Raw genomic sequence first — 22,106 nt, 5'->3', positions numbered from 1 at the left:
TATTGCTAGCAGCTGCTTTCGTGGCCTTCCCTTTAGTGTATCATTATAAGTCACCGTTACTGAATATATCAACGGCATCTACCCACTGACACATAACTGACATATTTAAAGCCAGCGCCACTTCTTATACGCTGTCATCCTTCATTTGATGGGTTGCCCGCTACGCGGGTAGGTGAGAGGAAGAGGCCAGGGCACGGCCCTGGAACCCAGTCAGGGGATTGCATCCCATAGGTGCGAACGTAAGCGGGATTGCAAAGGGCTCGCCGCCCTTTGCAATCCCGCTTGAAAAGCCTTACATCACGGCCTTAGCGACGGCACGGCCAGTCACGCGACCAGAAAAGAGACAGCCACCCAGAAATGTTCCTTCAAGCGCACGATAGCCATGCATGCCACCACCACCAAAACCAGCCACTTCTCCCGCGGCATAGAGCCCCGGAATAGGCTGCTCCCCAGACTGGAGCACGCGACCCTCAAGATCAGTCTCGATACCACCCAACGTTTTCCGCGTCAGAATCGATAGCCGCACAGCGATCAATGGCCCCGCAGCAGGATCAAGCAGGCGATGAGGTCTGGCAACGCGTATTAGTTTGTCACCAAGGTACGCCCGCGCTCCACGAATAGCCGTTATCTGCGCATCTTTGCTAAAAGAATTCTCAATTTCGCGATCCCGCTCAACGATCACGCGCTCAAGCTTCTCCAGATTAATCTGCGCGCCATCAGCCAGCTTATTCATTTCCTGGACCAGTTCTGGGAGCGTACGGCGCACAATAAAATCGATCCCTTGCTTTTTAAAAGCCTCAATTGGTCCTGGCGCTCCCGGCAACACCCGACTGAGCGTCTTAAGGATACTGCGTTCCGTGAGATCAGGATTCTGCTCGGACCCGGAAAGGGCAAACTCCCGCTCGATGATGCGCTGATTCAACACGAACCACGAGTAATCATATCCAGTACTCATGATATGCTCGATTGATCCCAGCGAATCAAAACCTGGGAAGAGAGGGATTGGGAAGCGCTCGCCATGTGCATCCAGCCACAATGGCGATGGTCCACTCAAGATACGAATCGCATGCTTGTTCCAGAGCGGGGCAAAATTATGAATGCCTTCTGGATAATGCCACATCCGATCTGGATTGATGATGTTCCCACCGTTGGCGGCCACCACTTCCTGCATATACCCATCCACATGGGCGGGTACGCCTGAGACTAAATATTTGGGGGGCTCACCCAATCGTTTAGGCCAGTTGCGGCGCACCAGATCATGATTCCCACCAATGCCACCCGAAGTGACAATCACGGCTTGCGCATGCAGTTCAAATTCTCCTGTCACCACGCGAGAACTCGCCACACCACGCTCCACACTGCTCGACTCCAACACTTCCCCACCCACACCCTCAACCACGCCATTCTCTTTGAGCAGAGCGGTCACACGATGCCGGAAACGCAGTGTCACCAATCCTTTTTGCACGCCATCGCGCACCCGACGCACAAACGGTTCAATCACCCCTGGACCCGTGCCCCAGGTAACGTGAAAGCGCGGAACCGAGTTGCCATGTCCGCTGGCAAGATAGCCACCGCGTTCCGCCCACTGAACAATAGGGAAAATACGCACGCCTTGCGCATGGAGCCAGGAATATTTCTCACCTGCCGCGAAATCCACATACGCCTCAGCCCAGCGGCGCGGCCACAGATCTTCATCCCGATCAAAACCAGCGCTACCCAGCCAATCTTGCAGAGCCAACGCGTGAGAATCATGAATGCCCAGACGCCGTTGCTGCGGCGTGTTCACCAGGAACAGTCCGCCAAAAGACCAGAATGCCTGTCCACCAAACGATGCCTCTGGCTCCTGCTCAAGCAGTATCACGCGTCTGCCCCCGTCAATAAGCTCAGCAGTAGCTACCAGGCCAGCCAGGCCAGCCCCAACAACAATTACATCTGCATCCATACGCCTCAAATATCCTTTATTGCAACTACACAAACGCCAATCTCAGGATCTTATGCGTGCAATATCAGCGTTGCGCTTGCCAATTATTCATGTATTCCTATTTTATCATAGTCTACTGCAAAAAAAGCCAGCTTCTACTATACATGTGGATTGCCTTTGAAGAGAATAGAAAACAGGCCACGAGAAGGCATGGCATTCCAATTCTGATGCGTGGGGATGTGAGTTATCATTGCTAGAGTGTAATCAACCCCTGACGCAGGCCCAGACGCACGGCGTCGGTACGACTGACCGCTCCCAGCTTGGTGGAGACCGAGGCCAGATGAAACTTGACAGTATGTTCGCTGATCTGCAATCTACGAGCGATGAGTTTGTTGGGTAGGCCCTGTCCAACCAGTTCAAGTACCTCACGTTCGCGGGACGTGAGTGCCTCTTCCGTCCCGGGCAGGAGAACTACTTCTCCACGTGTTTGACGCTCTGAGATCTGACGGGCACTGCTGATCGGGAGTACGACAAGTCCCTGAGCAACGGCGTGGACGGCACTCTGAAGCTGTGTGGGCGTCGTCTCCAGGGGTACAATTCCCCAGGCCGCGAGTTCGGAGTTGGAGAGGAGCGGAAGGAGGCGCTCGGGCTGGTTCGTTACGACAACCAGGGTGGCTTGAGGAAACACCTGGATAATTTCTTCTATCTGTATATCATCTACTAACACAAGCACATCAGCCATAGACGCGCTTTCAGGCAAGCTCGCAGCATTGGTGGCATTGCCAGTAACATGAATACTCGGAGAGCTCAAGAGCGTCTGCAATCCTGCCTGGCTCATGGGCGTGGGAGCAATAATAAAAACGCGCATCTTGCTATCATCCTCTCATAAGCTCGTTTCCTCAACGTCGATAAGAACCAACCAGACAGAACCGTGTTGAAGTCTGCCTGGTTGGTTCTTATCGACGCTGAGCTAGCAGATAGTTGTACCGCCATCTGATAGATCAGCGCTCAGGCAGCCTGTTGCTGTGTTTGCGTAACCACATCTGTAGTCAGAATGCTTTCGCCGCGCAGGATGGTGAGGGGAATCGTTTTGTTCCACTCACCCTGGTTCAGCAATTGACGTAACGTACTGGCATCACTGACAGGTTTGCTCGCAACCGCCAGCAAAATATCCCCGATCAAAAGATCATGTAACTGCGTCTGCCGCGCAGGGATGCCTGTGACTAATAGACCGGTCGTACGGGCTGGCTGTAAGCTCTGGCCGATCTGCTCAGGAAGCGCTACCGGCAAGACTTCGATGCCGAGCGTGACACGATCTTTGGGAAGGCTTGCCAGCCAGGTTGTAACAGCATCACTGGGAATCGAGACCGCTAAATCGCCGCCCATAATCATCGCATTGATGCCGACGACCGCGCCATCCGCATTGAGCAATGGTCCGCCAGAATTGCCCGGAGCCAGGCCAACATCGGATTTAATATACCGGACACTGGCAGCATCCCGTAATGTAGCGGTACTGGTACTGTTAACAATACCTGCCGTGATCACCCAGCGCTGTCCCCAGGGATGCCCAATCGCAAAGACCCATTCACCAATGCGCAACTGTGCCGATTTTGCGAACGGCAACGCTTGAAAAGTATCCCCGGAAACTTTCAGCAAAGCCAGGTCCAGGCCAGGATTGCGCTGCAAAACCTGCGCTTTGAGCGTCCGCCCATCCACGAATGAGATCTGAACCCGGGCATCGTCTGAGGGAACAACATGGTTATTGGTAATGATCTTGCCATCATCCTGCCAGATCACACCTGTCCCACCACCTCGTCCTTCTGTATGCACCTGAACGATGCTCGGCTGTACCTGTGTAAATAGCGCCGTGAGCGCCGCCGAATAACTATCAGGAAGTGGCAAGGTGCCCCGCGTATCGTATGGTGTTGTATGTGTGTCTATATCTGTCATTATGCCCTACCTGTTCGCTTATTGACGCTGTCCAACGACGACTTGCAGGATTTGTAAGTTGCCTCCGCGCACCACCTGGATCGGAATCTCCTTGCCGACGCGCTCACCTGTGAGAAGAGGCTGTAGATCATCAGAATCGTGAACCTCATGCCCATCCAGCGCCACCAGGATATCCCCAACCAGCAGGCCACCCTTTTGCGCGGGACTCTGATCTTCAACTTTGATAATCAGCAGGCCATGTTCCTGCGTACGACCGGCGCGCTGCGCCTCGGGGAGATGGACTAACTGGCTGCTAACACCAAGATAGCCGCGTTTAATATAGCCCTGTTTGATCAATGCCTCCGCAATTTGCTGAGCAATCTGTATGGGAATAGCCAATGCAATGCCATTGATTAATCCTGTTGTCAGGACACCCAGTACAGCCCCTTCGGCATCGATCAACGGACCACCGGAAAAACCTGGATAAGGAGTAGCATCGGTACGGATATAGCGTTCGAGCGTCACGCCGCGTCCAGTTCGTAGAGGACCACCCATGCTACTGACAATACCCGAACTGGCCATTGGACCCTCCTCGGAGGCGCGGCCAACCGCCAGCGTCAGTTGACCGACACGGGCCGGTTGGCTGGCAACGCTAGCCGGTGTTAAACCTGACTCGGTCACACGTAACACCGCCAGATCGCTGGCTGGATCACGTCCCACAAACTGGGCAGCCAGCGTACGTTTATCATGGGTCTGAATCGTCAGATCATCCTCACGCTCAAGGACATGATCGGCTGTCAGGATAAAATCGGGACTATATACAATACCGCTACCCGGTTGGCGTTGCCGTCCATTGACAACCACCAGGGCTGGGCTGACACGCTCAACAGCATCGGCCATCTGATTTGAGAGAGCACGCAGCAAATGGGCCGCATTCGTTGCATTATTTGTCTGATCCAATACCATTTCTCTACCTCGCTGAACTATACGGAAAGAAGAACTTATGCATACTATATAGCTCAGACAGGTTGTGTGACATCAGTCATCTGGCTAGTTTTTGACCTGTCGAAATGGTCAGGATCACTTTGAGCACGGCACCATTTTAAGAAATGGATTTTTTGCATTTATGTTGTCCGATGCCTGGGTACAAATTGCCAGCGCTCTCTCCGTGTACTTTTCCTCGTTTCTCGTTTGAGCAAGAGCGCGGTTTGATGGTATCCTACACCCACTGCCACCAGCAGAAGATAGGGAGCAGTAACACGCGTGCTATAATAGGCCAGATTCACAGGATAGGTAGCAATCGTCATATTACCGAACTGCTCCAGCGTCTCTAAATATTCCCTGGGCCGCAATGCCTTTTGCCAATAATCGAGCATCACACGGGTAGCTTGATGACTAATTAATGCAACATCCTCACCTGTTAAACTGTGCTTCTCAAGCAATTGTTGTGCCATCGCGGCAGGACCAGGCAGAGCCTCTTGAAACGATTGGATGCCATCTTCCAGCAATATTTCATAGGTAGGAATGGGTGTATTGTGTGCATTCACCGGGAACTGCCATCTCCCATCAAGAAGGACTGGACGCGTGCGCATAGTCATAGCTCCATACTGTGCACTGCGCGTCTGGGTTACGTAATCAACCAGCACAAACTGATCGCTGATCCCAACGACCGCGGCACCTGCCCCATCCCCTACGCCCAGCGCATGCCCCTGGGTATAGTCCATATAGTTGCTCCAGTTTGTTCCGCACACCACAAGTGCATAGCGACATTGACCAGCTTCAATGGCTTCATAGGCATGAATAAGGCCAAGGAGAAAAGTGCTAAATTCATTGTTGATGGGAGTAACCAAGACATGTGGAGAAAGCTGCAATTCTTGATGAACTTTGTAGAGAGCATTCGGCGTAATATATGACGACACCGAGGCATATCCATAGAGCCGATCAATCTGTTCAGGTTGAATCTGAGCATTTTCGAGAGCCTGACGTGCGGCCTCAACCATGAGCGTTTCAACATGCTCATCAGGTAACAAATAACGGCGTTCCTTAATGCCTGTGAACAAATCCTTCTCCGCAATACCTTGCGAATTAACCTCTTGTGCTATCTGCTGAAAGAGGGGATCATCATTAAAACGAATATGCACTGGAACGCTGTAGCCACACCCCAGAATTCCAATATTCTTTTTCATAGTAGGAACCTTTCCTTGTGTAGAGAGACAGTACAAGAGGAAAGCCAGCGCAAAGAGTCTTTTCGCTGGCTTTCCTCTCACTTCTAGCGATGCTGTTTTCCATATTCAGAAACAGCTATCCTTGCTAGCGGATAGACGCTTCCTGGTGTGGTTCTGTCTTTTTTCCAATAAAGGAATTAAGCGTAGCAGCACGCCGCCTCAATGCACGTGGAACTTCTTCAAGATCAACTGTGGCATCAATCAAGCAAGGCTCTTGCATTCTGAGAGCTTCTTGCAGAGTAGAGACAAATTCAGATAAATTCGTTGCTTTCAATGCTTTGACACCCAATCCCTGAGCAATGCTCTGAATATCGAGTGGGGTGCGAAATACAGTCGTGCTGGTAGATTTTCCATTCATAAGCGTCTCGCCGTTATAAACCATACCATGCCCACCATTATTCAAAACCACCCAGATCACAGGTACCTGATACTCTACAGCCGTGTGTAGCTCCATACCATTCATCCCAAAGGCACCATCGCCGATCAGCGCCACGACTGGTCGTTCCGGCGCGGCCATTTTGCCACCAATAGCGGCTGCAATCGCATAGCCCATCGAGGCAACATTCATTGAACAAAATATTGTACCAGGTTGGCGTGCAACATAGTATTGGCCCGCCCAACTCAAGCTATTGCCGTTATCAACAAATAGTAGTGTTTCCGCTGGCAAAATTTCACTCATGGCCGCCACAACCGTTTGTGGTTTGAGGATGGGTGCATCCCCTTGCAACGTCTCGGCTTGATAGAAACGCTCCTCCTGCGCACGAAGAGAGTCCAGCAGGGGATAGGACTTGGCTTGAGGATGAGGATAAGGATTGGAGTTACACAACACATCCGCCAGGGCGGTCAAAATGGCATTGGCATCCCCAACGATGCTGGCTTGCACCGGATAATTTTTCCCGATTTCTAATGGATCGATGTCAATCTGCACAATAGCGCGCTTATGAGCAAGATTGGGATGCCATCCATGCGTCTGCAATTCTCCCATACCACTGCCAATAATAATCAATACATCAATTTCATCGGCAAGCATATAGGCGTCTGAAAGCGCATTTCCACCGATGCCAAAAACACCAAGAGAGAGTTCGTGCTCTTCGGGAAACACTCCTTTTCCTTTTAAGGTCGTTGCAACCGGGATATGCAACGCCTCGGCAATCCTGTATAAAGGAGCCCAGGCACCTGCCAGATTGGCTCCATGGCCCACGAAAAAGACTGGATGCTTTGCGTCTTGCAGGATGCTGGCAACTTGCGCGATGGAGGCTGGATCTCCGGCAGTTACAGCATGAGAGTAAAAACTACTTGTAGAGCTCTCATCAACTACAATGGATTGCTTCACAAGATCTACGGGGAGGCTCAGATGGACCGCACCTGGTCGCCCGGTAAGGGCAGTACGAATGGCACGGTGAAGCAGATGAGGCATTTGTTGAGGATTCTGAAGCATGACGGAGAGTTTGGTGGCCGTTCGATACATCTCAACAATGTTGATGTTCCAATGGCCGCCACTACTATCTTGCAATGCATTTTTGCCAAAAACGGCGGTCGATACTTGCGCGCCCAGAAAGAGCAAGGGGATAGAATCGCCGTAGGCACTGGCAACTCCTGTGAGTGCATTCATAGCACCTGGACCTGTTGTGGCGCAACAGACGCCAAGTCCACGATGAACGCGCGCATAACCATCAGCCATAAAAGCGGCTCCCTCTTCATGTTTTGCTAAAACAGGAAGAATGTTTTGCCGTTCACTCAGCGCCTCGTAAAAAGGAACCAGAGGGCCACCTGGAACGCCAAAAATATGGGTGACCCCTTCTTCTTCCAGGGTCTGTAAAAGAAAGTGAATTGCAGATATCATAGATGAGCCCTTTCAAAATAAGGAATATATAGCAAGCAAGCAAGCAAGGTTAGCTATATATTAAGCTAACCTTGTACAATGTAGATCAGGTATTTATGACCGTTGGTGGTCTCGGAAGGCAGCAAGCAATGGATCTAAGGCTGTTTTTGTTTGTACTGGCTGCCAGGGAGAAATTTTTCTTTGATTCAAACCATAGCTGTACTGTACAATTGCGTTCTTAAGCGTATCCAATTCAAGTTGAACCTTTTGAAGTTCCTGGTCGTTCTTCTGGGAATGTTTCAAACGCAATTGTAGTGCATTGTATGTTTCGATAATAGACCAGAAATCTTGTCGATAGGCATGCAGCGGTACGGTAATCACAACTTTCTTATTCGCTGCATCCGCATATGTTTGAGTGAGCCGCGCAATATCTTGCTGTAACACTTGCCGATCTTTTTCAGCCAGTTCCTTTTGTTTGAGTGCCTCTTCCTGAGCACTAAAGGACAGCGACATATATCTCATCGCGTTCGAGACCCAGAGATAGGAAACACCTGCGACAAGAAATTGAACTCCAATAGGTCGGAGAAGCAGCGGCCAAAATTGAGATTGGAGATCATGCGCCAGGATCGCTGTCTGAGGCTGATAGAGCAGGCTCAGGACAATAAAGAGAGAGTTAAAAATAGCAACCGGAAAAACACTGCCAGCGTTTAAGAGAGAAACCGCAAGTAGTTCACCAAAAACGAACAATTCATATTGTTGAATACTTGGCTCGTCAAGCGGTTGGGTCGTTAAAACAACCATCACAAGCGCGGCCTCAAAGGCAATCACCAGGAGTAAGCCTGCCAGCATTGTTTTTTTGGCGCGATTTAAAAATAACGAAATAATACAAATTGGCATCATACCAAAGTCAACGACAGTCACAAACTTGTTTGGCAGAGCAAGACAGCCGGGAATAAAGAGAAGAAAAACAAGCAGAAGCGAAAGAACGATGGCGCTAAGGAAACGTGATTTCCTGAGTTGCTCTCGTTCAAAAGTATTTGTTGCATGCGGTGAAATAGCGGTAAAGTTATACCACCATCGCAAAAATTTATTTAAGGCTACATCTTCCGTGACTAATTGATCCTCTCTGTGTTCTTTCTGATCAGAAGAAATGGTTGAGTCGTGCATATGATCCTCACCCTATAAATATAGATGGTCTAATAATCAAACCATCCAAAACAAATAACTTATAAAGCCATAGGTGTCGAAATAGCTTCAACTGGTTCATTTATATCACTGATTTGATTATCTGTCGAGAAAAAACTTCTAATATAAAACTCTTTGGTAGTTTTATCTAGAAAAAGTTATGTTTAGACTCAGCAATAAATCGTTTTCTTCCGAATGAAAAAAAAGCAAGACACCGAAAATAAAAAATTGCTGCTCTCCTGCTGCCACAAATATAGACATAAGAACACAGTCTCATTACCTTTGAAGAGAAGAAAAAAGAGGATGCCACAAAAAGGCAATAATAGTCACTTTTTGATCACTATTAGATCACCAAAGCGCTTCACTATGAATACTTCTGCAAGATATAATTTCCCATATAAAATGTAGTTAAAGGTGGAAAGGAAGCTTAAAAATACACCTCTAGCATAGCTCACAAACAGCATAGTAGCTGTTTTATCTAAAACACACTATTTATGATAGAAGAGGGATAGCGCATGTATAACATGCTTGATAGATTGATATTACCAGAGACGATAGATACTCATACCATTCAAATAGATGCATGGAGAGTGCAATCCGCAACATACATGGGCAAGGATCAGCTTTATCTTACTTCTATGTGCTATATATCAGCGTTTCCTATGCGCAATATGCGCATTTTAACCGAAGATGAGAGGATCATTCAGCGCTTACCCCAGATAGCGCCATGGAGAAACGACTGGGGTCGCGCTGGAGATATCGCGCTGATCGCCTTCGATCCCAATACACAGAAACGTCTGGGGGCCATATGGTGCCGTCTTTTTCCCGCTATGGATGATTTTGTAGCAGGCTTTTATGACCAACATACACCTGTTTTAGCCATGGCAGTCGAGGCCCCATATCGCCAACGAGGCATCGGAGGATCACTGCTTACTGCATTGAAACAGGCTGCCTATCAACAAGGATATGGCGCGCTGAGTTTAGGGGTTAGCGCAAGCAATCATGCCTCGTCGTTTTATCAGCAGCATGGCTTTCTGATCCAAAACACCCCGGATACCCATACACCATATAATCTTGTTACTATGTCCATTGATCTGGTTTCCACACTCAGCAGTACCCTGATGCCTTACTACAAAGCTGAAAACCAAACCATGAAATTGCTCCCAATTTCAGAGGAACCTCTATTTTCAGAAGAATAACGAGAACCATAATGGGAAGTGTAGGTGCGTGCCGAGGTCGCAACCGAGGTGCGCTTTCCTCTTCATCGTACCATCCCCTCACCCGTAGGCACATCCGTACCCCGAGAGCCCTGCCAGGCGACAAGAGAGAGCGTTGGAGCTCACTGGTGCTACGCTTGCCACCTGAATAGCGCGCAATCTCAAAGATGATCTAAAAATGACCCAAAAGTAACCAAAAATTTTCACAAACGCTTAACAGACAGGGAATTATGATATATAATAAAGGCAACTAAGAATTTACTTGCCAAAAACAAGCATTCCATTACATTTGATAAAGATGAATTGTAGGTATGACGAAGAAAGACCAGACACATTCTCCTGATAATCTCGCACTCTTTCGTGAGAAAGTTACTGCTGCTCGTCGTAGGGCAGGACGGCTTCAGAGGGAACTGGCGAAGGATTTAAGTATCGATTCTCAAGTATTAAGCCGCAAGCTCCACGGTGCGCGGCAGGCTTTTCCTACCCATACGGAGGTAAAGCAGATTATCAAATCATTGGCAGCATGGGATGCTATTGCGACGCGGGCCGAGGCAGATGAACTTCTTACATTGATGGGCTTGAAGCCCAATAGTTTTTCTGAACAGGAATGGCAAAGCGCGCCCTTAAAACGGCTTGAGGTCTCACCTCCGACCACCTTCTCTCCCATGACTCCTTCCCCGAATATCCTCCAGATCACAACTTCATTGCCAGCCCCACCAACTCCATTGATCGGACGCGAATATCATGTGCAGATACTGGTGGAGCGTCTGCGCCAGGCGTCCGTCCGTTTGATGACGTTACGCGGCACAGGTGGCGTGGGCAAGACACGCCTGGCGTTGGAGGTGGCCCATGCAGCCCGGCACGATTTTGCCGATGGCGTCTTTTTTGTCCCACTGGCAACGATTTATAATGTAGCGCTTATCCCTTCGTCCATTGTGCAGGCACTCCAGCGTATGGAACACATGGCTGAGAGCAGCCCCAATCGACCGAGCAACTTATCCCATGAAGATATGCTCAAACAATTTCTGCGCAACAAACAAATGCTGCTGATACTGGATAACGTGGAACAGATTCCAGAGATAGCTAGCTTCGTCAGTAATATGCTGAGTAGCACAAGGACGATCAAAATTATGGTGACAAGTCGGACCGTATTACATCTGTATGGCGAATACGAGTTTGATGTTCCACCACTCGCAGTTTGTGCGCCCGATCAATCGTCCGATCTTGCCTACGTGGTACAGTTTGCAGCCATTCAGCTCTTCATTGAACGCGCTCAGGCTGTCAATCCCACCCTTCCGCTTACGCAAGACACGATCGCAGTTATCTCGCAGATTTGCACTCGCCTGGATGGGCTTCCACTGGCGATCGAACTGGCTGCGGCACGCACCAAAGTCATGTCCTTGCCGAAAATCTTGCAGCGGCTGAACAATCAGATGAGTCTGCCTCTTCTGCGCACCACAACACGTAATACGTTACAACGCCACCAATCCTTACAGGCGACCCTGGACTGGAGCTATGGACTGCTCGATGCACACCATCAAACACTCTTCCGTCGCTATAGCGTCTTTCTTGGTGGCTGGACGGTAGAGGCAGCGCTGGCGGTTGTCATGGCAGATAATCACCTGGCGACCCTGGATGACATATTTGAACAGATGGAGACATTGATCGATCAGAGTCTGGTAAAACGCATGCCACAAGGCGAGAGCCTGGAACCGCGCTTCTCCTTTTTGGAGACGATCCGTGAGTTTGGGCAGGGACAACTGGAGGCAAACGGGGAAAGAGAAGTGATGCAGCGCTGGCATGCAGCTTATTACCGGACGTTTGCTGAAGACATTGCTCCCCCATTATTTGGTCCCGAACAAGCGACAGCTGTCGCACTTGTGACCCAGGAGCAGGACAACCTGCGCACAGCTCTGGCCTGGGCAATTGAACACAATGAGGCGGAGATAGTCCTTCATATCAGCAGTACGCTGGGACGCTTTCAGGAGGCGCGTAACCATTTTCACGAAGCCCATCGCTGGATTGATAATGTGTTCCGTATGAAGACAGAGACGCCAGCAGCAAGGCGCGCTAATTTGCTAATGGGGGCCGCGCGCCTTGCGCGTTGGGAAGAGGAACAGGAACGGTCTCGCGCCCTGGCCCAGGAAGCCTTGCAACTCTATGAGGAAGCCGGGGATCAGATTGGGAGAACCTGGGCACTTTTTCAGATTGGGGATACCTGGCATATGCATGGCGACTATGCACAGGCAAGTCAGTATCTGGAGGAGAGTCTGCAACTCCTACGCGAACAGGAAGACTGGCGCAACTATACTTTCACTCTGAGCAGATTAGGCGCACTGGCCGCACTTCAGGGCAATATTCAACAGGCTCGTGTATGGCTGGATGAGGCGATCATCCTATTGCGTGAATATAATGAACCTGGCTTGCTCAATGTCACGCTGGTCTATCTGGCGATTGGCTGCGTGATCCAGGATGATCTGACTGAGAGCATCACCTATTTGCGAGAGGGATTACGTATCGCGCAACAGACGAGCAATCACTACATGTTAGCTACCGATCTGACTATTTTCGGCTGCGTGCTGGGATTGATATGCGAACCTTCCTATGCGGCACACATATGCAGTGCCGCCGAGGAACTCTATGAAAAACTGAATGCCTCGGTTCCAGACGCGTATCGACCACTCTACAATCGCAAACTTGCTGAAGTAAAAGCCCGGGCCGACACCGCGAGTTGGGAAAAATGGTGGGACGAGGGCAGGCTTCTCTCGGCAGATCAAGCCTGTATCCTGGCACTTTCGGCAAGTGAAACAACCAATTGAATGCGATGATACAATAAAAATGCTGCAGGCATTGAAGCACCTACAGCATTTTTATTGTATCATCGCGCTAAATTCTTTTTTCACCTTTCTTATCGGGAGGAAACGTATCGCTATCTTTTCCTTCACGGATACGGGAGTTGCCCTGTTGCTCGACGCGGGCCTCTTCATGCTTCACAGCGTCGCTGACTTGCTGCGTTCCTTCAACCTCATGCTTACCAATCGAAACCTCGCCGGTCGCTTTCGTTTCCTTGCTCACTCTGACCTGCTCTCCGCTGAGAGGAATATTGATCGTCTCATCCTGTCCTAGTGGTACACCACTGTCATCAACATTCCCTCCTCCCACAGGATGGCGCTCAATATAGACCTCTTCATGTGACACCGGAACATCAATAGATTGCTGTTCCGTCACAACCTCTTTGTGTAACCCGACTTCTCCCGTTTGTACCCGCTCCTTTTCCACTCGCAGTTGTTCCTCGCGTAACCGCACATTGCGGGCACCTTCTTCATCAATATCACGAGCGCGGCCAGAGCGCGCCGCCTCACTCATACCAGTTCTACCAGCAATATTGGCCTGAGAAGGATCAATGCCACGATCCATATCTGTACGCGTTGGATCCATAGAAGGCTTTACACCACCTGCACCCATCCCGCTCTCAGGGCGATCCATCTCCCTACGCATAGGATCGGACGAACGCGTGGTGTGTCCGGTCCCTGTCCCTGCCTCCGTGGTTGAGCGGTCCATGTCAGCGCGGGTTGTACCAGTAGAACGGGTTGTTTGACCTCTGCCTGCTCCTGCATTATAGGCATGAGCGCCGTTTTCCTGCAGAATATTCGCGGCTTCCTGCTCACGGCCACTCTCTTTTACCGCGATCACAGGATGACCGGCCTCATACTCCTGCTCATAATACTGAACCTCGTCATCTGGAAGTCCCATTGCGGAGAGATCATCAGCCACAGTATGCTCTGATGTGCTGTCCTCTCCGGTAAAGGCCTTTTTCACGCCCGACAAAAATCCGCCGGATGTGTGGTGTTTTGATATATAAATGTGCTCGTGATTAAAGCCAGCTTTATAAAGGGCATTAAGCGCATTCTCTGCCGTTTCAGCATTCTCGAAGACGCCTATTCCAGTTCCAGTTGTAGCCATGTGTGTTCTCCAATTCTTCACGAATTAATAGATAAAGAGCAATATGCGCTACTTACACCTCATGCTCATAAACTGCATCCTACCAGCCGGCAGTGGTCTGGCAACGTAAGGACGCTATCACGATAAAGATTTACCATTCCATCAGGCGATAGGCAAAATAAGCCTATGCGAAAGCACGCTGCTGGATACTATGCCGGTGGTAGAGCGCTGGGAGCATCGGGATTTGTATCATGAATGATCAGATCCGAGACATCCCCTTCATGCTCAACGAGTGGCTCTTCACGCCGCGTCGTCTCCGTTACACGCTGTTTATCCTGCACAAATTGTTTGCCGATAGCAACCTCACCTGTGACAACCGTTTCTTTATTGATATTGACTTTCTCTTCACTCAAGGGCACGCGTATCGTCTCTCCTTCACCGATGGGGGCTGCATCAACTTGATCACCAGAGAGGGAACGGCGTTCAATCACCATCTCTTCGCGGCTGACCGGAACATCTATCGTTTTCTGTTCCGTGACCACTTCCTTATGCAGTTTGGCCTCACCAGTCTGCACACGTTCTTTATCCACTGCAAGTTGTTCCTCTCGCAACTTGAGTGAACGCCGCTGCTGGAATGCATCTCGCCCCTGCGCTAGTGTTTGATCAGTCATACCAACACCACCCTGGCCTGCTGTAGCTCTTTGCTCATCAATATCAGAAGCGGACATCCCTCTCTGAGATGCCGCGATATTGTCTACTGACATACCAGGAGCTGCGGTATCTCCGCGCGCTGCTGTCATACTTTGTTCAGCCATCTCAGAAGTAGCAGTCTCTGTTTGTGTTGGTGCCCTGCTTTGATCGTAATCCTCAGCACCATAGCGCCGCAATATAGCTAACGCCTCCTGCGTACGACCATCAGGCCTGACTGACACAACCGTTCGACCATTGCTAAATTCCTGGGCATAGTAATTGGCACGTTCAGTTGGAACATCCAGGTTGCGGAGCGCGCTTAAAAGATCAATATGCTTTTCAGTCGGTGCCGCCACACCAAGTTGCTCCTCGATAAATCCTGCCTGCTCGAGTGCCTTCAGTGCCTGTTCCGCCTGCTCCTCCTGGGCAAAAACGCCTGCCACAATTTCACTTCGTGTTGACATAATATATACCTCTGAGGATGAAAGGGGCGAGCCAAAATCGATCTCCTTCCGACTCCATCTCGACAGGTGATTGATCAGAAAGAGATGAATAAAGGGACATATTGCCTTTCATGCCATCAACAATAATAATGGATACGTTCGTTCATCTCACTCACAGAGCAGCATCAGCTCATGCTCTATGACTTGCTCAAAATGCTTGCTTTTCACCAATATGCAGCTGTCGACATGTTGTAAGGACAACAGTTTAAGTTGAGGTAAATGCTAATCCTCACAGGTAATACGAAAGCTCTATGGCAAAAGTTTCTGTTATAATCTCTGCACAAATAATAGACCTAACAATCCATTTCTCGTCATACAAAGATATATTCTGGCGACAATCGCGAGTATAAAGATCACAAAAATAAAAATTGTGATCTTTAGTAACCCCATCACCACCACACCAAACACGACCACCAACACTCCAACGATAGTCGAAAAATGTATTGATCCCACCAGGAACGATAAATCGCTAAAGTTTTCTCCACGTTTAAAGAACGCTATTTTTACAGAAAGCTTTCACAATAGCAATATTTCATCATTTATTTGTATTGAAGGTTAAAGTTCCTCAATGCCACATTGGTACTTTTATATTATCAAATACACTTCACGCTGAAAGAGGTTTTTTTTGTGTTATTATTCTCACAGATCCACTGAGGAGCGCCTTGAAACAAGTTGGCAAGGAATTGAGAGGCAGATGCATTCGTGAAGCATGCTTGCTCATACAGTCAACCTGATAACAGGTAGGCAGGTACTTGCATCGGTAAAATGGTGCGTAGCAGAACAGTACGATGCGTTCGATAGACAATAGTGGTTTGAAAAGACTTGAGTAGTATTTAGCAAGAAAGGTACTTTAAGCAAATGAAGCCAACATTCAAAAAATCAACGTACAACTCTTCCCGTCGTTCCGCCCTCAAAGGAGCTGTGGTAGGTGTCTCTAGCCTGGCGGCAGTTGGTGGTGTCGTTGGGGCTGGTGTTCTCCTCACACAACATCAAACCGAGGGAGCGCATGCTGCGAGCAATGATCAGGGTGATGCCAGGAAGAATCAAGCGATTCGTAACATTCTGAACATCGCAGCAACAGCAGAAACGTTGGCCGTAGTCTTTTATACTGAAGCCTGGTTGCATGCGGACCGCCTGGGATTACGAGCTACCAGTCGCTTAGATATCCGTGCGGCCCTCATCGAGGAACAAATGCATCTCAAGTTTCTGCAGCGACAGGGAGCGAAGGCGCTGACGAATAAATTTAGCTTCCCGTTCGGTATTCAAACATTTGAAAACATTGAACTTTTCCTCAGAGTACAGCAACAGTTAGAGGCGGCCTTCGTGGCAGCGTATCTGGCGGCGGTTAAAGAATTCGCCCAGTGGGGACGCGCTGACCTGGCACAGATGGCCGGACAAATCGCCGCGATTGAGGCGGAACACCGTGTGATTGGTCGTGTCATCGGAGCGCAGTTCCCGGCCAATAATGAAGCGTTTGCACCTCTTCTGCTGAAGGCGGTTGCCGATGCTCCAACCTTCCTCAAGAATGCGGGATATCTCACACCTATGAATGGAAATAGCTTCCTGTTCAATCCAGCTGCAACCAACTGGGATGCAGTGACCATGACAAATCCAACAGTGATGCCTGCAACTCCGGTGATGGCTCATTTGAAATTCTAAGTGAATGTATATGAAGGGCAAGACGAACACCTTCGCATTGATCTGGTCGTGTGGTGTTCGTGCTTTGCTCTCACACTTCTATGGGATTGAAGTGACAGGAAAAGTAGTATTGATAAAATACCTGTCAGTACTTTTATTCATGAGTGAAAAGATTGCAAAGGACGGTCGTGCTACTGATACTGAACATTCGTATTCTGATTGAAAGAGATTGAGGAAAGAAATGCTTACTAAATCGCGAGATACCTCAACACCAAGTTCATCCATGTATGGACGTAATCGACACCGGCGTCCTTCACCACTGCTCCTGATTGGGATTAGCGTCCCTGTATTGCTGGCGATTATTGCCGTGAGCGTGATAGTGGTGCTGCCACGTCTCAATTCCCATGCAGCAACGGCAGTCATCAATCCAAACTGTACGCTGGTCGTCCCGGCCAATGCATTGACCGCCCAGGGACTGGCGACCCCCTATCAGTTATTCGCGCCAGACGCCGCTGCCAATGGGGCCTGTAATGAAGCCAATCCTACCCAGGGGGCCTTTGTACAGGCGACTATTTACGATCCCGCGACCGGGGCATTCAGCGTTTACAACCCGCTGGTCATCGATCAGGGAACACAACCTGCGGTAGTTCCAACGGCTCCTACCCTGCCTGCCAATGCCGTGGTCGGTCTCTGGTTTGGTTTTAATGGCACTAATCTGACCTTACAGGGTGCTCAGCAGGATGCTAATGTACTGGCACAGGCACAATGCGCCAATGGTTTAAATGGTTCCATTTTCGGCCAGTTCTCCTACTGTAATGCGCCCAACTTCTTTGCCGCAGTCAATCAGGGCATCGCCAATGGACTGGTCAAGATTCCGGCTCTGGGCATGGCAAACGATGGTAAGCCCTGTCCCACTACACGGGATTTCAGCGTCGTCGATCAGGATCAAAGCGATAATGTCCAGACACAATATCTGGCGAACGCCAATGGTCAGACCGCTCAGCTCACCGCCGCCAATCAGGCACAACTGGCTAACGCGACCGTCCTGGGAAATCCCAGTGATAATGCCCTGGTCACCAGGTTTATTGATCCAGCTCTAGGTTGCCAGCCCTGGCAGGCGCCCGATCTGGCCAATGCTGGTACCATGACCCTTTCGCTGGCAATGGACGAGATTCAGGCAAACGCATTGCAGCAAGCTCCCATTGCCCTGGTTCCTCTGACTGATCCGATGGTGCTCGTCAACAATGCGCAGAGCCAGGACAAAACCATTCTCTATCGCAAAGGCGTTGATCAAAACCCTGGCAATATCCTGCCTACCGACGGTACAACCTACTGCCAGAACTATCTTAACGTTGGCCTGCCACATATCCAGGGCGATATGACCATCACTATCAATCGCACATCGCCTGATCCAGCAGCCGCAAACTCGCTCTTCACCTTCCTGGCAAATCGCTTTATGCAAGCCTATACCCTGCTGAATTGCCCAAATCTGCTCAATCAGCCCAATCCCGTCACGGTTCAGATGAATGGCAATGGTGTGGTAACCGCCGCCACGATTAAATTACCGGGAGCCGCAGCGGGCGGTGCCACAGGTGGTACGACAACAGGTGGTGCCGCGCAGGCCGCAACCGGCAATGCGACGATCACCTTAAATCCTGCTGCTGGTAACGCAACCCTTACATCGACTGTCACCTATCCAAATCATCCCAACCAGCAGATTAATCTTAATGTAGTCAAGCGCAGTTGCAAAAACAAGCCCTTCTTCACCCGGGCTGAAACTACTGATGCCAATAGTCAGAACATGGCCAATGCGCTTATCAACAATTTGCAAGGAAGGCAGAAACTTCCAGCGAATTGGTTCTTCACCGTCACCGATCCCGCACAGAACAATGCGGTAGTTGCTTGTGCCCCCATCGTTGCAAATGGTACTACCGGCACAGCCACCCTTGCAGGGGCAGCCGCAGGTACTGGCGCAGGGGCAGGCACGGGTACACCAGTTGCAGCTACGGGCACCGTGACAGCCACGGCTACAGCAGTCGCAGGTACCGGAGCACCAGCTACAGGTACCGCGACACCAACAGTTCAGCCCACTGCTCCCGCATCAGCTGGTCAAACCACCCCGAAGAATGCTCCCTATAAAGGGAAACGCCGTCAACATGGCTTGTGGTAGTGCTCGCCTTCCAATGGTATAAAGCATAATCTAGAGGCTGTGTGAGAAGTAGTTTCGCCTGGCCTGCGAAGCCAACTGAAGATAATCAGTGAGCGCTTTTCACACAGCCTCTAGTACTGCGTTACCCTTCATTTGAAAAGCGGGGATGCAAGGGGCTGCAAGCCCATAGGTGCGAACGTAAGGCTTTTCAAGCGGGATTGCAAAGGGCGGCGAGCCCTTTGCCGGGGTTTGGGGTGTCCCCAAATACCCCTTTTTCTTCTTTTCCTCGCCGCCGCAGGCGGCACCCTTCAAATGAAGAGGAACAGAGTACTAGCGCGACAGCGCATCAACAAAAATGACCAGGCAACGTGCTGTTGCCTGGTCATTTCTCTCTTTTTGTCTTGTCAGAGCATCACATATTCATCGGATCATCAAAGCATACTTCTTTAGAGGTCTGGCAATGTTCATCAAGTTCAGAATCACGTTTACGGGGAACCAGAAACCAGAACGTCGATCCACAACCTAAATTACTGCTAACCCCTACCTGACCATGATGCAAATCAATCACCGCACGATTGAGATAGAGGCCAAGTCCTAAACCATTCATGGAAGAATTATCCGGTGAGACAATATCCGGCAATTGATAGAAGCGTTCCCAGATCTTTTCCCGATACTCAGCCGTAAAACCTGGGCCTTCATCATGCACCAAGACCCCGGCGCAGGTGTCGGTGGATAGGATGTTCACTTCAATGGGTGAAGCCTTGCTTGAATATTTCATGGCATTGCTCAGATAATTGATGACGACCTGACTTAAACGAACAGCATCGGCAATCAGAAGCGTTTCTTTCTCTTCTGGTGGATGCAATATGATGGTTCGCTCAGGCATATAGACGAGGGCATCATCAATCGCTGCACGCACAATATCTTGCAGATTACAGGGGGCCATGGTTAGCGTTAACTTGTCTCTTTGAATACGGGACGCGTCAAGCAGATCCCCAATCATACGCACCTGCGTATTCGCCCGCAAAATCGCGTTTTCGAGCGGCTCTTGAATGCGCTCTAAACCTGCCAGCACCTCATTTCGATCTTCACATTGCCGCTTCATTTTATGGAGACGTCGCAGTGCCAGTTCCGCGTTGCCCTTAAAGGTCGTGAGTGGCGTTCTCAATTCATGACTGGCCAGATTTACAAAACGATCATAGCGCCGATTGGATTCGCGCAATGCCAGTTCACTGGCATGGACTTCCGCCCACTTTTGCAATAAATTGACTCGCTCGATCACCAGCGCAATCAATTTTGCCGTTCCGACAATCAATGCTATCTCTTCTTGAGGATAGGCCATGGCAACATTCACATATTCGTCGTCAGTTTTGGCAATCACAAAGTAGCCGATTAGTTCTTCCCGCAATACCATTGGCGCAATCAGGCGATAACGAGCCCCAAAATGCGAATGTGGTAGTGTATAAGGCCGCGTTTTCAGATCAATGGTAACAACATGGTCGGCATAAAGATCCTCAATAGCAGCTGTATCCAGGTAATTAGCCAGTTGAGCACCTTCGGCTTCTTTACGTAACTGTTGCTCCTCACTGTCAGAAAGACCACTTAAACCAATAATATGCTGGCGTTCATCTGGCGGCTCAATGGTAAATACATCAATATAACGGCAAGGAATAACCTCTGAAACAGCTTCAGCCAGCATGCGACCGGCTGCTATAATCGGTGTGATTTCTTTATTTTCATTTTCGCCCGCGGCATTGTCTTGATCGGGAATGACCGCCAACGCCTCTACCAGCTTTAGCAGGGAAGTGAATGCGTGGATTGTGCGGTTCTCTTGCTGGCATTCACTCGTGACATCACGAAAGATAGAAGCGCATCCAATTAAGTGCTTTTGCGCATCAAAGAGGGGCGAGCTGGTAACATCAGCCAATAATTCTCCATTGGAGCCCACACGAATCCACGCTTCGCGCTGGTGAATATGGTCATAGGGTGTATATTGCAGAATACTGGCGACGGGTAATTGCTCTGTCCTGAGTATCTTCCCCGGCTCGGCATGCACCCCAAAAAGCTCTTGCCATTCCGAATAGTGATGCCCGATAAGTGTTTCGGGTTGCACTGCCAGCATCTTTTGCAGAGCTTTATTGATATGCACAACGTAGCCAGACCGGTTGTAGAGGAATACGCCATCCGACATCTCTTCAAATACAGCTTGGAAGAGGTTCGCTAACACAGCATTATCCTGTTCTTGTTGATTTCCCTGCATGTGCAATGATTACCTCGCTTCCCAGCCTCTCTCTATTCTTTCCAGTAGAAAAGAACTCTTGGTTTGTCCTCGCCAGGAAATTTTCAGGAAACATAGGAAACAACAGACGATAGCACTGTATGCATATCAGAGCCAGAATAATTAGACAATGTTACATCGCTACTCGGTACATTCACCTTTTTACTATAGCACGCAAGTGCAAAGTGATCCATAGTATGAAGCCGGGAATACAGGCAAATCCGGGAAAGCCGGGAAAACACTAAAGAAGAGGAAGACACCTTTGTGGCTTAGTACACCCCTGCACTGCACTCCTTTTCCCAATAGGACAAACAGTACAGGGGATATACCCGAGGATCGGCTCAAAGTGAGAAGCAATTAGCCAACGATACCTACCCCGGAATATGTTGTTACTTCACTGACAACACAGGCGGTTCCAGAGAAACGGGAAAGCGGACCTCCGTTGCGACGTCGGGCCGCACCTACACTTCTCCATCATTCCAGGTATTCTCCTGAAAATAGCCGCTCCACAAAAGCAGGCAGCAGAGATCATGCCGTCTCTGCTGCCTGCTGTAATTGGACCTGGTACCCTAATTGCTCAAGACGGCGAAGCGCTCGACGTTTGGTG

14 protein-coding genes are annotated in these 22,106 nt (G+C 49.7%); 4 read left to right on the top strand and 10 right to left on the bottom strand.

The window, feature by feature from the left end; genetic code table 11:
* Positions 1-292: 292 nt before the first annotated feature.
* From F1593_RS20060 to F1593_RS20030, 7 genes are all read right to left on the bottom strand, one after another.
* Positions 293-1,942, bottom strand: coding sequence for an FAD-binding dehydrogenase (locus F1593_RS20060; protein WP_149403348.1), 1,650 nt, complete (start codon positions 1,940-1,942; stop codon positions 293-295).
* Positions 1,943-2,174: 232 nt separating this feature from the next.
* Positions 2,175-2,789 carry a response regulator transcription factor gene (locus tag F1593_RS20055; RefSeq protein ID WP_149403347.1) on the bottom strand — a complete coding sequence of 205 codons (615 nt, stop codon included), beginning with the start codon at positions 2,787-2,789 and terminating at the stop codon, positions 2,175-2,177.
* A gap of 140 nt (positions 2,790-2,929) precedes the next feature.
* On the bottom strand, positions 2,930-3,871 hold the full coding sequence (locus tag F1593_RS20050; RefSeq protein ID WP_149403346.1) for a S1C family serine protease: 942 nt from the start codon (positions 3,869-3,871) through the stop codon (positions 2,930-2,932).
* A gap of 18 nt (positions 3,872-3,889) precedes the next feature.
* Positions 3,890-4,816 carry a S1C family serine protease gene (locus F1593_RS20045; RefSeq protein WP_149403345.1) on the bottom strand — a complete coding sequence of 309 codons (927 nt, stop codon included), beginning with the start codon at positions 4,814-4,816 and terminating at the stop codon, positions 3,890-3,892.
* Positions 4,817-4,974: 158 nt separating this feature from the next.
* Positions 4,975-6,036 carry a 3-oxoacyl-ACP synthase III family protein gene (locus tag F1593_RS20040; protein ID WP_149403344.1) on the bottom strand — a complete coding sequence of 354 codons (1,062 nt, stop codon included), beginning with the start codon at positions 6,034-6,036 and terminating at the stop codon, positions 4,975-4,977.
* 124 nt (positions 6,037-6,160) lie between these two features.
* A complete protein-coding gene (locus F1593_RS20035) occupies positions 6,161-7,918 on the bottom strand; it encodes a thiamine pyrophosphate-binding protein (protein WP_149403343.1) in 1,758 nt (585 codons plus the stop codon).
* Between the two features lie 93 nt (positions 7,919-8,011).
* Positions 8,012-9,064 (bottom strand): hypothetical protein, encoded by a 1,053-nt coding sequence (locus F1593_RS20030; protein ID WP_149403342.1) that lies wholly within the window; start codon positions 9,062-9,064, stop codon positions 8,012-8,014.
* A 533-nt stretch (positions 9,065-9,597) separates the two neighbouring features.
* Here F1593_RS20030 and F1593_RS20025 point away from each other — a divergent pair.
* Together F1593_RS20025 and F1593_RS20020 are read left to right on the top strand one after the other, a co-directional pair.
* On the top strand, positions 9,598-10,281 hold the full coding sequence (locus F1593_RS20025; protein WP_149403341.1) for a GNAT family N-acetyltransferase: 684 nt from the start codon (positions 9,598-9,600) through the stop codon (positions 10,279-10,281).
* A gap of 329 nt (positions 10,282-10,610) precedes the next feature.
* Positions 10,611-13,118 carry an ATP-binding protein gene (locus F1593_RS20020; RefSeq protein WP_149403340.1) on the top strand — a complete coding sequence of 836 codons (2,508 nt, stop codon included), beginning with the start codon at positions 10,611-10,613 and terminating at the stop codon, positions 13,116-13,118.
* Between the two features lie 67 nt (positions 13,119-13,185).
* On the opposite strand, the gene F1593_RS20015 is transcribed toward F1593_RS20020, so the two are convergent.
* Entirely contained in the window at positions 13,186-14,262 is a 1,077-nt protein-coding gene (locus tag F1593_RS20015; RefSeq protein ID WP_149403339.1) for a YsnF/AvaK domain-containing protein, read from the bottom strand.
* A 188-nt stretch (positions 14,263-14,450) separates the two neighbouring features.
* On the bottom strand, positions 14,451-15,395 hold the full coding sequence (locus F1593_RS20010; protein ID WP_149403338.1) for a YsnF/AvaK domain-containing protein: 945 nt from the start codon (positions 15,393-15,395) through the stop codon (positions 14,451-14,453).
* A gap of 897 nt (positions 15,396-16,292) precedes the next feature.
* Between F1593_RS20010 and F1593_RS20005 the strand changes: the two genes are divergently transcribed.
* Both F1593_RS20005 and F1593_RS29065 read left to right on the top strand, forming a co-directional pair.
* Positions 16,293-17,093 (top strand): ferritin-like domain-containing protein, encoded by an 801-nt coding sequence (locus tag F1593_RS20005; RefSeq protein ID WP_149403337.1) that lies wholly within the window; start codon positions 16,293-16,295, stop codon positions 17,091-17,093.
* 220 nt (positions 17,094-17,313) lie between these two features.
* Complete coding sequence (locus F1593_RS29065) at positions 17,314-19,242, top strand: hypothetical protein (RefSeq protein ID WP_216368932.1); 1,929 nt, start codon at positions 17,314-17,316, stop codon at positions 19,240-19,242.
* A gap of 391 nt (positions 19,243-19,633) precedes the next feature.
* Here the strand turns inward: F1593_RS29065 and F1593_RS19995 are convergent, their stop codons facing one another.
* The gene (locus tag F1593_RS19995; protein WP_149403336.1) at positions 19,634-21,481 is read right to left on the bottom strand and encodes a sensor histidine kinase; all 1,848 of its coding nucleotides are present in this window, start codon (positions 21,479-21,481) and stop codon (positions 19,634-19,636) included.
* Positions 21,482-22,106: the final 625 nt, after the last annotated feature.

The organism is Dictyobacter arantiisoli (assembly GCF_008326305.1).
In the GTDB taxonomy this organism is placed as follows: Bacteria; Chloroflexota; Ktedonobacteria; order Ktedonobacterales; family Ktedonobacteraceae; genus Dictyobacter; species Dictyobacter arantiisoli.
The sequence above is the reverse complement of the archived record's forward strand: the minus strand, read 5'-3'. Positions and strand labels throughout refer to the sequence as shown.